This window comes from Enterococcus sp. S183_ASV_20 (genome assembly GCF_018919685.1).
Lineage (GTDB): Bacteria > Bacillota > Bacilli > Lactobacillales > Enterococcaceae > Enterococcus > Enterococcus faecalis.
Genome location: NZ_JAHLRI010000013.1, coordinates 56,217 through 71,490, shown reverse-complemented (window position 1 = coordinate 71,490; position 15,274 = coordinate 56,217). Strand labels below are relative to the sequence as shown.

Annotated in this window: 14 protein-coding genes and 1 riboswitch; of the genes, 9 read left to right on the top strand and 5 right to left on the bottom strand. The window is 37.0% G+C overall.

What is annotated here, in order from left to right; translation table 11 throughout:
• From KQI94_RS06795 to manA, 8 genes are all read left to right on the top strand, one after another.
• Positions 1-414: family 1 glycosylhydrolase (locus KQI94_RS06795; RefSeq protein WP_216454346.1), on the top strand; the 414-nt coding region annotated here is incomplete at its 5' end.
• Positions 415-595: 181 nt separating this feature from the next.
• Positions 596-1,165 carry a guanylate kinase gene (locus KQI94_RS06790; RefSeq protein ID WP_002389817.1) on the top strand — a complete coding sequence of 190 codons (570 nt, stop codon included), beginning with the start codon at positions 596-598 and terminating at the stop codon, positions 1,163-1,165.
• Positions 1,166-1,312: 147 nt separating this feature from the next.
• Positions 1,313-1,990: a TetR/AcrR family transcriptional regulator gene (locus tag KQI94_RS06785; protein WP_002368891.1), complete on the top strand. Its 678-nt coding sequence runs from the start codon at positions 1,313-1,315 to the stop codon at positions 1,988-1,990.
• A gap of 20 nt (positions 1,991-2,010) precedes the next feature.
• The gene (locus KQI94_RS06780) at positions 2,011-3,738 is read left to right on the top strand and encodes an ABC transporter ATP-binding protein (protein WP_002367144.1); all 1,728 of its coding nucleotides are present in this window, start codon (positions 2,011-2,013) and stop codon (positions 3,736-3,738) included.
• Positions 3,735-5,603: an ABC transporter ATP-binding protein gene (locus KQI94_RS06775; RefSeq protein ID WP_002368893.1), complete on the top strand. Its 1,869-nt coding sequence runs from the start codon at positions 3,735-3,737 to the stop codon at positions 5,601-5,603. Before KQI94_RS06780 ends, KQI94_RS06775 begins: the two co-directional genes overlap by 4 nt.
• 163 nt (positions 5,604-5,766) lie before the next feature.
• Positions 5,767-6,636 carry a VOC family protein gene (locus KQI94_RS06770; protein ID WP_002359617.1) on the top strand — a complete coding sequence of 290 codons (870 nt, stop codon included), beginning with the start codon at positions 5,767-5,769 and terminating at the stop codon, positions 6,634-6,636.
• Between the two features lie 129 nt (positions 6,637-6,765).
• The gene (locus KQI94_RS06765) at positions 6,766-7,809 is read left to right on the top strand and encodes a serine hydrolase domain-containing protein (protein WP_002389819.1); all 1,044 of its coding nucleotides are present in this window, start codon (positions 6,766-6,768) and stop codon (positions 7,807-7,809) included.
• A gap of 41 nt (positions 7,810-7,850) precedes the next feature.
• Positions 7,851-8,822, top strand: a complete 972-nt coding sequence (gene manA, locus KQI94_RS06760) for a mannose-6-phosphate isomerase, class I (RefSeq protein WP_002368897.1) — start codon at positions 7,851-7,853, stop codon at positions 8,820-8,822.
• A 55-nt stretch (positions 8,823-8,877) separates the two neighbouring features.
• On the opposite strand, the gene KQI94_RS06755 is transcribed toward manA, so the two are convergent.
• The 5 genes from KQI94_RS06755 to KQI94_RS06735 all read right to left on the bottom strand — a co-directional run bounded on the left by KQI94_RS06755 (position 8,878) and on the right by KQI94_RS06735 (position 13,515).
• Entirely contained in the window at positions 8,878-9,423 is a 546-nt protein-coding gene (locus KQI94_RS06755) for an ECF transporter S component (protein WP_002368898.1), read from the bottom strand.
• A 2-nt stretch (positions 9,424-9,425) separates the two neighbouring features.
• On the bottom strand, positions 9,426-10,400 hold the full coding sequence (locus KQI94_RS06750) for a nucleoside hydrolase (protein ID WP_002368899.1): 975 nt from the start codon (positions 10,398-10,400) through the stop codon (positions 9,426-9,428).
• A 77-nt stretch (positions 10,401-10,477) separates the two neighbouring features.
• A riboswitch (PreQ1 riboswitch) is annotated at positions 10,478-10,522 on the bottom strand.
• A 114-nt stretch (positions 10,523-10,636) separates the two neighbouring features.
• A complete protein-coding gene (locus KQI94_RS06745; protein WP_002368900.1) occupies positions 10,637-11,329 on the bottom strand; it encodes a glutamine amidotransferase in 693 nt (230 codons plus the stop codon).
• Positions 11,319-12,671: a Mur ligase family protein gene (locus KQI94_RS06740; protein WP_002362254.1), complete on the bottom strand. Its 1,353-nt coding sequence runs from the start codon at positions 12,669-12,671 to the stop codon at positions 11,319-11,321. Before KQI94_RS06740 ends, KQI94_RS06745 begins: the two co-directional genes overlap by 11 nt.
• Before the next feature lie 205 nt (positions 12,672-12,876).
• Positions 12,877-13,515: a helix-turn-helix transcriptional regulator gene (locus tag KQI94_RS06735; protein WP_002389820.1), complete on the bottom strand. Its 639-nt coding sequence runs from the start codon at positions 13,513-13,515 to the stop codon at positions 12,877-12,879.
• Between the two features lie 412 nt (positions 13,516-13,927).
• On the opposite strand from KQI94_RS06735, the gene ssnA reads away from it, so the two are divergent.
• On the top strand, positions 13,928-15,262 hold the full coding sequence (gene ssnA / locus KQI94_RS06730; protein ID WP_002368903.1) for a putative aminohydrolase SsnA: 1,335 nt from the start codon (positions 13,928-13,930) through the stop codon (positions 15,260-15,262).
• Positions 15,263-15,274 lie beyond the last annotated feature (12 nt).

Here is a 15,274-nt window from a genome sequence, read left to right as displayed (position 1 = left end):
TTCTTAGAAGCAAGTGAATGGGGTTGGCAAATTGATCCCGAAGGATTACGAATTGCCCTAAATGAATTATATAATCGTTATCAAAAACCTTTATTTATTGTGGAAAACGGCTTAGGTGCAATTGATAAAGTAGACGAAAATTTCTATGTGGCAGACGACTATCGGATTGATTATTTACGTCGTCATATTGAAGCAATGGCAGAAGCAGTTGCAGACGGCGTCGATTTAATGGGCTATACGCCGTGGGGCTGTATTGATTTAGTCAGTGCTTCCACAGGTGAAATGAGTAAACGGTATGGGTTTATTTACGTTGATTTAGACGATGAAGGAAATGGTACTAAAAACCGTTATGAAAAAAAATCGTTTAATTGGTACAAACAAGTTATCGAAACTAATGGACAAAACTTAGACTAGTTATTGTAATTAAGCAAAACAAGATAATCGTAGTAGGTAGTTGCTTCTGTTCCCGCCGTTTATTAATTTTTAAGCTTGAGCCAAAAATCCAAAATGATTTTTGGCCCAAGCTCTTTTTTGTCAATTTTTCAAAATAGTGCACAATACGTTATAATAGAAACAACTGAGAGGAGCGTTTCTAATGATTAAGCAATTACAACATCCATTTTTTGTTATTATGGGTCCGAGTGGTTCTGGCAAGACCGCAATTACAAGTAAGGTTTTTCCGAAAAACTATAAAGTTATCTCGCATACTACGAGGAAAAAACGATTGGATGAAGTGGATGGTGTGGATTACTATTTTGAAACAAAAGCAAGTTTTCAAACCTTGATTGAAACCAATCAGTTAGTGGAGTATGATTTTTACCATGGAAACTATTACGGTGTCGGTGTAACTGCCATCGTTGAAACAACGAAAGAGCATCCAGCCTATAATGCGTTAACTTTTCCGGGCTTTCAAGCGGTCTTTGAGCGTTTTGGCGAGTCCGTCATTCCAGTTTTTTTTGACGTTTCAAAAGAAAATATTTATCAACGTTTAAAGCAACGAGAATCTGATCCTAAAATTATTGAAGAACGTTTAAATCTTTATGATCAAGAAATTCTTATCAAAAACCAATTGGAACAATATCCTAATTATCAACGAATAGATGCCAATGGACCTATAAAAGAGGTCGCTGGCTTGTTACAAGAATGCATCAAACACTATTATTAATCAAGCAACTGGTGAGACAGAATCTAACATCAATTTTGTCTTGCTAGGAGCTTGATTTTTTTTGTAAAAAACTTGCATTCTGAATAGAGAGTGCTATAATGACATGGTGTCATATGACAATGTGTCATAAAAGGGAGGAACACAAATATGCCTACGAATACGTTTTTTCATTTGCCAGAAGAAAAGCAACAACGCTTATTAGATGCTGCGCAAATTGAATTTTCGCGCCATTCTTTACAAGAAGCGTCAATTGCAAATATTGTTAAATTAGCGGGAATTCCGCGCGGTAGCTTTTATCAATATTTTGAGAACAAAGAAGATTTGTATTTTTATTACTTTGCGACATTAAGAAAAAATAGTGAACGAGATTTAGAGAAACAAATTATTGCGGAAAATGGTGATTTAATCGAAGCCATGGATGTCTATTTCTCCAAAATGATTGTCGAAGTGCTAACTGGAGAGAATGCTTCTTTCTATCGGAATTTATTTGTCAACATGGACTATCGTGTTTCACGTCGGGTGACGGATAATTTAGCGACTGGGGAAGAGGAAAAAAATAGGAAACAGCACTGTCATAAGCATAGAGGAAGAAAAGGGCATGCTGCCTATGCAGAACATCTTTATCAAATAATCGATCGTTCGAAATTAACCATTGAAACGCCAAAAGAATTCACATGGTTCATGCAGACGGCGATGCATGCCGTTTTCTCAACAATTGTTGATGGGTATCGTCAACAAAGAGAAAATACCGCCTATGATTCAACTGAAGCAGTCAAACAATTAAAAATGAAATTAAGTTGGTTGAAAAATGGCGCTTATAAGTAGCAAAAAGGAGGAGAAGTTAGTTGATTAAACTAGTCAAACGGATGTCATTATGGTCGGTCTTTGCAGCGGTTTTATTTATGATCGTGCAAATTATCGCAGATTTATATCTGCCCACATTAACATCTAATATCATTAATGACGGTGTTGCTAAAGGAGATATTAACTATATTTGGAGTACAGGAGTTGTCATGTTAGGCTTTTCTTTGATTAGCATTGTCGCTTCTATTGGAAATACCTTTTTTGCCACCAAAGAATCACAAAGTTTAGGTAAAAAATTACGGACTGATATTTATCGAAAAGTTGAAAATTTTTCTAATAATGAATTTGACAAATTTGGGACAGCTTCGCTAATTACACGAACAACCAATGATGTCAATCAGATTCAAATGGTTATGCAAATGTTTTTACGTTTAATGATTAACGCACCTTTAACGTTAATTGGTGCAAGTTTCATGGCGTATAACAAGGACCCACAATTAACGAAAATTTTTCTATATGTTTTACCAATTATGGCTGTTTTAGTGGGCGGTATCATGTTTTTAGCGGTTCCGTTATTTAAAAGCATGCAAAAGAAAACCGACCGTTTAAATTTAGTTTTTCGTGAAGGACTAACAGGGGTTCGTGTGATTCGGGCCTTTGGCAAAGCAAACTATGAAGAACAACGTTTTGATGAAGCCAATAAGGATTATACACAAACGGCGATTAAAGTGAATACGATTGTCGCTTTGATGATTCCTTTAATGACACTCATTATGAGTGGTACCAATATTGCAATCACTTGGTTTGGCGGTCATTATATTGCGGAAATGCAACTAGAAGTAGGGAACTTAATTGCCTTTATGACTTATGCCATGCAAATTCTGATGAGTTTCATGATGTTATCCATGATTTTTGTCATGGTACCGCGGGCGCAAGCCTCTGCTGATCGGATTAATGAGGTGCTAAATACTGATTCAGAAATCAAAGATGTACCCAATCCAGAACTGCTCTCTCTAAAAGGCGACGAAGCAACATTGGCGTTTGAACATGTTAATTATCGTTACCAGCATGCTGAAAACTTAGCACTGGAAGATATAGATTTTTCAGCAAAATCTGGGGAGACGGTCGCAATTATTGGTGGGACAGGTTCTGGGAAAACAACGCTGGTTAATCTTTTACCACGTTTTTATGATGTTGAATCTGGCAAAATTTTGCTAAATGGTAAAAACATTAAAGATACGTCACAGCATAATTTACGAGAAATGATTGGCTTTGTACCGCAAAAGGCTGTTTTATTTACAGGAACGATTCGTGAAAATATGCAATACGGCGCCCCAAATGCGACCGATGAAGAAATTTGGCAAGCTTTAGAAATTGCGCAGGCAAAGGCGTTTGTTTCAGAATTGGCAGAAGGTTTGGATAGTCATGTCGAACAAGGCGGCGGTAATTTCTCTGGCGGACAACGCCAGCGGTTGGCTATTGCTCGTGCTTTAGTAAAACCAGCAGATGTCTATGTTTTTGATGATTCCTTTTCTGCATTGGATTTCAAAACAGATGCTAATTTAAGAAAAGCCTTAAAAGAGCAGATGACGGATGCAATTGTCGTTTTAGTAGCCCAACGTGTAAGTACGGTTATGGAAGCATCGACAATTTTAGTATTAGACGAAGGAAAATTAGTTGGTAAAGGAACGCATGAAGAGTTATTAGCGAATAACCAAACGTATCAAGAAATTGTACATTCTCAATTGAGAGAGGAGGACCTTGCATGAGTAGTCGACCAAAAGGCGGACCAATGGGCGGGGGACCAGGACGTAACATTGGCGCAAAAGGGCCAAAACCAAAAAATTTCTGGAAAACAGTGAAACGTTTATTTCGATACATGTCTAAACGAATGCTGTCAATTATTGCTGTCTTAGTATTAGCAATCGCAGCCGTCGTTTTCCAAATTCAAACACCAAAAGTATTAGGACAGGCAACAACTGAAATTTTTAAAGGCGTCATGAAAGGCACTGCTGAAATGAAACAAGGCTTAAAAATAACATCTTTTCCAATTGATTTTGACAAAATCGGTCAAATTTTATTAATTGTTATTGCCATGTACCTTATTTCTGCTGTCTTTAATTTCTTGCAGCAAGTAATTATGACACGTGTTTCACAGCGAACAGTTTATGAATTACGTCAAGAATTAGAAGCGAAAATGAACAAAGTTCCAATTTCCTATTATGATACTCATAGTAATGGGGACATTATGTCACGGGCAATTAACGACATGGATAATATTGCGAGTACTTTACAACAAAACTTAACCCAATTAATTACCAGTATCGTGACATTTGTGGGTGTACTTTGGATGATGCTGACCATTAGCTGGCAGTTAACACTAATTGCCTTAGCAACAGTGCCATTAAGTTTAATTGTTGTGATGGTTGTGGCGCCTCGCTCGCAAAAACATTTTGCGGCTCAACAAAAAAGCTTAGGATTATTGAATAACCAAGTCGAAGAAACCTACGGTGGTCACGTAGTAGTAAAAAGTTTCAACCACGAAGAAAGTGATCAAGAAGTATTTGAAAAAGAAAATGAAAAATTATATCATGCTGGTCGCAAAGCACAATTTATTTCAGCGATCATTATGCCTTTAATGAACTTTATCAAAAATCTAGGCTATGTGTTTGTTGCAGTCCTTGGTGGCGTAAAAGTAGCGAATGGTATGATGGATTTAGGGGATGTCCAAGCATTTCTTCAATATACCAATCAATTTTCACAACCGATTACTCAAATCGCTAATTTGATGAATACAATCCAAGCTACGGTAGCTTCGGCAGAACGTGTCTTTGAAGTATTAGATGAAGAAGAAATGGTGGATGAACCTTCTGACGTACCAGTGGAAACAGATAGTCCTTATCGTGTTTCTTTTGAACATGTTGCTTTTGGCTATTCACCAGAGAAATTATTAATGAAAGATTTCAATTTAAATGTTAAACCTGGGGAAATGGTCGCAATCGTGGGCCCAACAGGTGCTGGAAAAACAACCCTAATTAACTTATTGGAACGTTTCTATGATATTAGTAGCGGCAGCATCAAATATGATGGCGTAGATACGCGCGATTTGTCTCGCGAAGAGTTGCGAGCACACTTTTCAATGGTTCTTCAAGATACTTGGTTGTTCACTGGAAGTATCTATGACAATATTCATTATGGTAATGACCAAGCGAGCGAAGAAGAAGTGATCCGTGCGGCGAAAGCAGCCCATGTGGATGATTTTGTCAGAAAATTACCAGAAGGCTATCAAACGATTCTAAATGAAGAAGCCAGCAATATTTCTCAAGGTCAACGACAATTAATTACAATTGCTCGAGCATTCTTAGCAAATCCAGACGTTTTAATTTTGGATGAAGCCACCTCAAGTGTGGACACTCGAACAGAAATACTGATTCAAGCAGCAATGAATCGTTTATTGGAAAATCGGACCAGCTTTGTGGTCGCTCATCGCTTGTCGACTATCCGTGATGCTGATACGATTATCGTTATGGCAGAAGGTTCAATTGTAGAAACAGGAACCCACGATGAATTAATGGCGAAAAACGGTTTTTATGCTGACTTATATAACAGTCAGTTTTCAGAAGAAGTGGCCTAAAAGGCGTAGCAAAAAAAATAGTAATTCATGATGAGGCTTCAGGAACCATAGTCGTAAAGACTGGTTCCTAAAGCCCTATTTTTTTGACAAAAAGTTAGCGAAATTGAAAAATTTCTATTTTCTTTTGAGAAAAACAGGATATTACTTGATGAAATAGCAAGAGATGTATAAAATGGGAGAGAAGAAAATGGAGGTAACAGAAAAAATGACTGAATTTCAATTAGAAAAAGCTGCGACATTAAAAACAATTGCCATTCGTGCGAAAAAAGTTGGCGAAATGGTCGACTTTTATAAAAAAGTAATGGGTTTTGTTTTAAAGTCAGAAGAAAATAACCTGTCTATCTGGGGTACACGTGAAGCAGGAACGCAATTATTAATTTTAGAAGAAACTAGAAAAGCCGAAGATTTTCATAATGAAGAAAAGCAAATGGCTTATTTCTCAATTAAAGTTCCTACGGAAAAAGAATTTTTACAAATTGCTCAACGAGTGCTTGAGCAAGACTACCCAATTGATGAAAGTTTCCAAATTGGCACACGACAAAGCATGTTCATTACTGATCTTGAAGGTAATCAATTTGAGATTTTTCACGATGAAGCAACAGCAAATTCGACTTCTGAAAAGCAACCAATTGTGCTTAAAGATCTTATCAGTGAGGACTTAGAGCCACATCAAGGGTTAGCCGCTGGGTCATATTTAGCGCATGTGCAATTAAAAACAAACAATCAAAAAGAAATAAAAGCATACTATGAGGAAGTTCTGGGTTTAAAACGCAATGAAAAAGATCAATTTGTTTTAGAAGATGGCAAAGCAACTATTGGATTCCAAAAACCTGAAACAAGTGAAGTGGATCAATTACCTGATCCACACTTAGGTTTAGATTTCTTTACCATTAAGCTCTCTGATCAAGAACATATTTTAGCAATGGAGCAACAATTAACGGCAAAAAATCAAGAGTTCTTTATTGACCAGAAAAAAGCGATTGTCACTGTGTTTGATCCAATTGGCTTGGAATGGTGGTTTGTCTTAAAATAAACGCTTAGACAGACAAAATAAGCTTGTTTTAGCAAGTCTGGAATAAAGTCGGAATAAAAGTTTAACGCTACTTTTGTTCGGAACTTATTCTAGACTTTTCCTTTAATATTAAAAATAGAAGGTGAAAAAATGTACGAAAAAACAAAGTGGAAAATTCAAAAAATGATGAAAAAAGGTGTTTTTTCGGGGGCTAGTTTTTGTTTCATTGAAGGTGAAAAAGAGGAGAGCAATTGTTGGGGACTCGCACAAATAAAACCCACCAAAGAACAATTAACTTCGGCCATGCTGTTTGATGTGGCTTCTTTAACCAAAGTAGTCGGCACCACCACCGTTATTTTACAATTAGTGGAAGAAGGAAAAATTATTCTAGATCAATCATTACAAACCTATTATCCCTCTTTTCAAGATCCTAATATTACAATCCGGCATTTGTTGACACATACGGCAGATTTACAAGGCTATATTCCTAATCGTGATCAGCTGAATGCTCAAGAATTAAAAGACGCCTACAATCATTCATTTCACGCAGGCACAGCGATAGGTAAAAAAGTTGTTTATACAGATGCAGGGACTATTTTATTAGGCTTTATGTTAGAAGAAATGATACAGCAATCAATGATAGAAATTTTATCTGAGCGAGTATTGCTTCCTTTAGGGATGAACGAAAGTACGTTTCTACCAAAGAATCCTTTAAACTGTGTGCCAACAGAATTACATGAACAAAGAGGGTTGATTCGAGGTACAACCCATGATCCTAAGGCATTTGTTTTACGGGAACATGCAGGGAATGCTGGCTTGTTTAGCAATGTCTATGATTTAACAAAATTTGTTCGAATGTATTTAAATCGAGGCAGTTATCACAATCACCAATTCTTGAAAAAAGAGACAATTGATTTGTTACTAGTTAACCAAGTGCCAGCTGCAGATAAACCACGTTCTCTAGGCTGGGATTTTAAATATGATGTAGCTACGCAACAGCCATTATTATTCCATACAGGCTATACAGGCACTTTTTTGCTAATTGATGTGCGACAACAATCAGCGTTTATCTTTTTATCTAATCGAGTCCATCCAGAGGACCACCGGAATACTTATATCGAAGAAAGAGATCAGTTGTTGGCAACCTATTTAAAAGAGAAATCATCAGTTTCAGATGAAATGACTAGTTTTTAGTGATATAATGAGAGCGAATTCAATTTGGGAGGTCACAGTCAATGCAAGAACCATTATTTTTACAACCTGTTTTTCAAGAAAAAATTTGGGGCGGCAATCGTCTACACACGCTATTTGGTTTCGATTTACCGAGCGATAAAATTGGTGAAGATTGGGCAATCAGTGCACATCCACATGGCGTTAGTACTGTTTTAAATGGTGAATTTAAAGGAAAAAAATTAGATGAATTGTGGGCAGACCATCAAGAGCTATTCGGCTATGCAGGTGGTGCTGTCTTTCCATTATTAACGAAAATTTTAGATGCTGCAGATGATTTATCCGTGCAAGTTCATCCCGATGATGCATATGGCCAAAAACATGAAGGCGAGCTAGGCAAAACTGAATGTTGGTACATTATTGATGCAGAACCTGGCGCTGAAATCATTTATGGACATCACGCGAAAACAAAAGAAGAACTAGCTGAAATGATTGAAGAAGGTCGTTGGGACGATCTTTTAAGAAAAGTACCAGTGAAAAAAGGCGATTTTTATTATGTACCAAGTGGCACTATTCATGCCATCGGCTCGGGTATTTTAATTTTAGAAACGCAACAAAGCAGTGATACTACGTATCGGGTTTATGATTATGATCGAACAGATGATCAAGGAAAGACCCGGGAATTGCATATTCAACAATCCATTGATGTGACAACCGTTCCGGCAAAGGATCCTGACCTCTCTATTCAACAAGAAAATCAAGGACAATCAAGCATTGTTACTTATGTAAAAACAGATTTCTTTAATGTTTATGAGTGGCGTGTCAGTGGGATTCTAAAAGTTAAAAAACAAGCACCTTATACATTAGCAACAGTTATTGAAGGTGTGGGTCGATTGATTACAGAAGATGCTACAAAAGCAGATGTGGCTACTTTTGATTTGAAAAAAGGCGATAGCTTTATCTTTCCAACAGATATTCCGAGCTGGCGTTTTGAAGGTGATTTAACGATTATAGCTTCAGAACCTGGCAGTCGCTAAAAAAATGAGGAGATCATCAACAGATGATTTCCTCATTTTTTGGCATTAAAACAGTTTATTTTGTTATAAAGGAACGTTTAGGTAAGGCAGCGATAACAGCTGTGACGATGATGACTGATAGCAGACGATCCCCGTAATCTGTTATCAATTGAACCAACAGGACGCTTGCTAACTGATTGAAGCCTAAACCATATAAAAATTGGACAATTATGCTGGAGCCAGCAGAAGTAATTCCACCAAATAAACAAACTGTGATTAAGGAAGAAATCACTGTTCCTGGTATCGTTAACCACAACGTTTTAAATGGTAATTTGGTTACTTTTAACTGCTGATGAAGGAGCAAACCTGCTAAAATTCCTGTGCAGAGTTGGACAGGTGAATAATACAGAGAAAAGATATCCGTTGTCAATCCAGTTAGTAGACTTGTTAAAATACCTGTCAGTGCGCCAAAGAGTGGGCCTAATAACGCACCTGTAAAAATAGTCCCCGCACTATCAAGATAAATTGGTAAACGAAGGAGTAACGCAATGGTACTGCCAAGGTAATTTAAAGCAACACTAAAAGCGATAATTGTAATGATTCGTGGTGTTATTTTTTTCATGGTTATCCCATCCTTAAATTTTTGAAATCTCTTTCGATCTCATCTATTTGTACATTTAAAAGAATGGATAGAAACTTCACGAAAAACTGTTGACTATCAACCGTAGTCAAGACATGACAATTAGCTGGTTGCTGCTGTAAATGATATTGATCGATCATTGATTGCCCCATAGCAATGCCGTCAGGAACAATTTGTCCGTAACTGGAAAAGCCTTGGCAGAGCGTAGGATCAATAAAATAAGCAACCGCTAAGGGATCGTTGATAACACACCCTAAAATACGTTCATATTTCCAATGAAAATCAAAATAAAATTGAGTAATCTCAGCGAGGTAATTCCCCATTTTGGGGTTGAGTCGTTGACAATAATTGAGAATTGTTGGTGTAAAAACAATTTCTCGTGTGACATCTAAGCCGACCATCTCGATTTTTGCACCTAATTCCTCAAAAACCCAAGCTGCTGCATCAGGATCACACCAATAATTAAATTCTGCAACAGGAGAGCAATTGCCGTGGCTTTTAAAGGTACCACCCATTGAGACAAAACGTTGAAGATTTCGCCCCAGAAGAGGTTCTTTTTTTAAAGCCAAAGCAATATTTGTTAAAGGACCAAGGGCAATGATTGAGCAATCGGTAGCTTGTTGAAAGGCTTGTGCTAAATAGTCAGCAGCGGAAAGCGCTTGTGCTTGAATTTTGCTAGTTCTGGGGAAATATGTTTCACCTAAACCATCCATGCCATGTGTATCTTGTGCACTAACAAATGGCCGTTTTAAAGGGCTAGCAGCCCCTTGGTAGACAGGAATATCTAAGCGATTAACTTTTTCTAAACATTTAAAAACATTTTCCACGCCAATCTCCACAGGGACATTTCCGCAAACAACTGTAATCGCTTGGACATCTAGCTCTGGTGAAGCAAGTGCATACAAGAGAGCAAGCGTGTCATCAATTCCAGGATCACAATCAATAATTACTTTTTGCATTTTTTCCAATCCTCCTTTTTCGTTAACTGCAAATGATAACTCTTGTTAAAAAAGCTATGACTTGAGTTAGTATTGAGAGATACTTAGTTTTTTATTCTGGGAAGTTTCCGAACCAGTCCGAGAAATTCTCGATTTTAAATGCACCTCTTTATCTTACTATATTTTGTAAAGATGTAAATAGTTGTCGGAGAAATGAAAAAGAATCTAGTCCTATATGTAGGAACTAGATTCTTCTTTTATTTATAAAGCGTTTCAGGAATAGCGATCGGTTCACCATATTTTTTCTCTAAAGCGGTCCGAATTAACCGAATCCCTAGATTTTTGTTGCGTGCTAAGATTGGACCGTGGAAGTAGGAGCCAAACACATTTTTATAGACAACGCCTTCGCCATTATCTTGACCGTTATTGCCTTTGCCTTGTTTGACTGTTCCTAAAGGTCGTTCACCTTCGCCTAAAAAAGTCATGCCATTATGATTTTCAAAACCATAATACGTTTCATCAAATTCTTCATTATAAATTTCGATATCACCAATGAAACGATTGTTGTCTTGGCTCAAAGTGTAATGATCTAATGCACCGATTCCTTTAATTTTTTCGCCTTGTGCGCCGACATAGTAATGTCCTAGAAGTTGATAACCACCACAGATAGCTAACAAGACGCCGTCATTTTCAATATAAGAAGTCAAAGCTTCTTTTTTATTCTGAATGTCTTCTGAGATGATAAATTGCTCGAAGTCTTGACCGCCACCAACAAAGACTAAATCATATTTTTCGGGATCAAACGGTTCGTAGATACTGATAATTTCTGATCGGAAGGTAACGCCCATTTTTTCGGTTAAATATTTAAGCATCAATAAATTTCCGTTATCTCCGTAAGTATTTAATAAGTTGCCATATAAATGACAAACGACTAATTCTTTAGACACCATTCATTCCCCCTTGAATATACCCTTGGGCTGTTAATGATTTTCTTAATTGCAAAACAGCAGTATAGGTTGCCAAAATATAGACATGATCTGTCGGCAACGTTTTAATTTCTGAAATTACTTGCTCCAAATCAGGAATTTCTAGTAATTTTTCTTCAGGAATACCCGCAACTTTTAAACGCAAGGCCATATCTTCATGGCGATCACCGCCAGCAATTACTTTTGGAATGTCCATATCAGCAAAGGCTTCATGATTACCATCCCAAATCCAACTGACATCAATTCCATCTGCATAATTGGCATTTAATAATGAAACCAGCGAGAAAGAGTAAGGGGCTAAGCCCATCATATCAATGACCTGATTTAAACCAACGGGATTTTTTACTAAAACTAACGTACATTCTTTATCGCCAACTTTAATAGTTTCTTGACGCCCAAAAACTTTTTCATCATAAGCTAAGCCCGCTCGGATTTTATCTGGTGCCACCTGATAATATTCTGCTACCGCTGTGGCCGCTAGCGCATTATAAACATTATACATCCCACCAACAGCAATGCCGTATTCTTCGCCATCAATCACAAAATCAGCAGATGTGTTATCCATCCGGACCATTTCCGTTAACTGCACATCCAATTCAGGGCGTTTGAAGCCACAATTTGGGCAATAGTAATCACCTAAATTAGCATACGTAATCATTTTATAATGAAGAATATGATTACATTTTGGACATAAAACCCCATCTGTATTGTAATGAGCCAATTGCTCTTTCGGTGGTAAATGATTAAATCCATAGTATTTGCGAGGATTTACAGTTTCTTTTGAATTAAAAATTGGCGAATCACCATTGCACAAAATAGTTGCTTCAGGAGCAGCAGCGGCGCCTTCCATAATTAAGCGATACGTCGTATAAATTTCACCATAGCGATCCATTTGGTCGCGGAAAATATTCGTAAAAACAAATAATTTTGGTTGAATATATTTAGTGACACGGCTTAAACTTGCTTCATCAATTTCTAAAACCGCAAATTTCTTTTGTCCTTTTTTCGCCTTGGCATTTAAAAAAGTAGAGACAATTCCTTGCTCCATGTTAGCACCCGTTGGATTTGTTAATACCTCATCAAATTCTTGGCGTAAAATGTTAACAGTTAAAGCAGTTGTCAATGTTTTGCCGTTCGTTCCAGTGACTACGACAATTTCATAGTCTTTTGCCAATGTATCTAAAATTTTAGGATCGATTTTTAGGGCTAATTTCCCTGGGTAGCTACTGCCGCCTTTAAAAAATGTTTGTAAAACCCATTGCGAAGTTTTTCCTGCAGCAATTGCTAAATGACTTCGAATCCCCATTTGTTGTCCCCCAATTTCTATATCTTTAATTTTTCGTTATTTTAAATTAAACTCAATCTATCATACCATAACTAAAATAAAAAATTAATTCCTTTTACTTTTTCTTACTATTATTTAAAAAGTCTTTTAGAAAAAGTAGAATAGTGAAGGAAAAAAGAGAATAGACGACTTGTCTTAACAACAAATCGTCCATCGATTTCCATTTTTATTTCGCATCAATATAACTGTATAGCGTATATTTAGAAATATTGAAGAAGTTAGAAACTTTGTCCCCAGATTTAGTGACTAAGAAGGCGCCTTTATTGTTTAAAAATTGAATACACTTGATTTTATCGTCCTTCGTCATTAATGGGACCGGCTTACCAACTAATTTGACTGATTCATGAATTAAATCGTCTAACAACTCATTAACATCCTGAGGAATGTAATCAGGGTCTTTATCTTCTTCAGATTCTGCAGTGGAAATCAAAGATTTTAAGTTTGACTCTGCAGCAATCAATGTAGTGATGTCGTAGTTAATAGCAAAAATACCATCGAGTTGACCATTCTCATCTTTAAAATACATTGTACTAGATTTTAAAATACGACCATCATGGGTGCGAGTCAGATAGTTAATATGATCATTCAACTCACTAGGGTCTTTTTTTAAGGCTTCTAAGACTACTTGAGAAGGTCCATCGCCCAGATGACGAGAAGAGACATGACCATTTTCAATGGAAACAATAGAATTGTTAATATTGTCTTCATTGATTTGGTGGATAACGACTTCGCAGTTTTCCCCAAATTGACCAGCTAAACCTTTAGCAATTTGTGTTAAAAAAGTAAGTTTTTCGTCGGATAACATAAATAAGCTCCTTTCTAATGTGCCTGGCACAAACAGTTTTTATAAGATTGTGTCAAATTTAACATAATATTTTTAAATGGAATAGGCAGGGCTAAATCCTTTAATGTCGCGTACTGCCTGTTCTGAAAAATAATGATAGCATGATAAAAATAATAATACAAGATAACGGCTGTCAAAATTCTAAAAAATATTTTTTAGGTAGCATTGTTTTTTTTAAGGTAAGGTGATATACTTTAATCAAGTTAATGAGTTCGTTAGTAAAAAATGCAAGCGCTTCAAATGCTTTTCGTAGGGATTTCGTAGGGATATAGATTAGCCAAGCTAGTCAAGCTATATTCGTGAATGATTGAGCGATAGATTTGTAAGCGTTTGCCACTTGTGGGGAGTAGGTTGAAAAATAGGAGGAGAATACATGTTATTAATTGGAAATGGGCGTTTAATCACTCGGGATGCGCAGAATCATTTTTTTGAAAATGGGTGTGTGGCGATTGATGGTCAAGTTGTGAAACAAGTCGGAACGACAGAAGATTTAAAACAAGCTTATCCAGAAGCGACATTTATTGATGCTAAAGGTGGAGTGATTATGCCAGGCTTTATTAACATGCACAATCATATTTATAGTACCTTTGCACGTGGGTTAAGTTTAACGAATTATCATCCTAAAAATTTCATGGATATTTTGGTAGATCAATGGTGGCGAATTGATCGTGCTTTGACATTAGAAGACACTTATCAAAGTGGTAAGGTTGCTTATTTAGATAGTATTCGCAACGGCGTTACAACTGTCTTTGATCATCATGCTAGTTACGGAGAAATTACAGGGAGTTTAACCCAATTATCTAATGCAGCGGACGAGTTAGGGATTCGGACCTGCCTTTGTTATGAAGTTTCTGATCGCGATGGTGAGCAGAAAATGCGGGAAGCAGTTCAAGAAAATGCCGCCTTTATTAAAGCCAGTTCCTTAAGAAATGATGATATGCAAAAAGCGATGATGGGTATGCATGCAGCATTTACTTTATCAGATGCTTCTTTAGAATTATGTGCAGCCAATACGCCAGATGGGATTGGTTATCATATTCATATTGCAGAGGATTTAGCCGATGTTCATGATTCTTTGAAAAAATATGGGAAGCCGATTGTGAACCGATTATTTGATTTAGGAATTTTAGGAAAACAGACAATGGCAGGCCATTGCATCCATATTGGACCTCATGAGATGGAATTACTAAGAGATACAGACACAATGGTGGTCACGAATCCAGAGTCGAATATGGGGAATGCGGTCGGTTGCCCACCTGCGATGCGTATGTTTAATGAGTATGGTATTTTGATGGGTCTTGGCACAGATGGTTATACGAATGATGTGACGGAATCTTATAAGGTAGGAAATGTTATCCACAAACATCATTTAGCTGAGCCAAATGCGGCTTGGGCAGAAATTCCCACAATGCTGTTTGATAATAATCCGCAAATGGCTAATCGCTATTTTAAAACAAAGCTAGGCGTTTTAGAACCTGATGCAGCAGCGGACGTCATTATTGTTGATTACCATGGCCCGACACCAATGACAAAAGAGAATTATAACATGCATATTTTATTCGGCATGAATGGTGGGATGGTCACTGACACGGTGATTAATGGAGAAATTCGGATGCGTAATCGTGAAGTTCAAGGAATTGATGAAGAGAAAGTTTGGCATGATGCGCAAACGCAAGCACAATCTTTCTGGAAACGAGTAAATCAATAGCTTTCATTATAA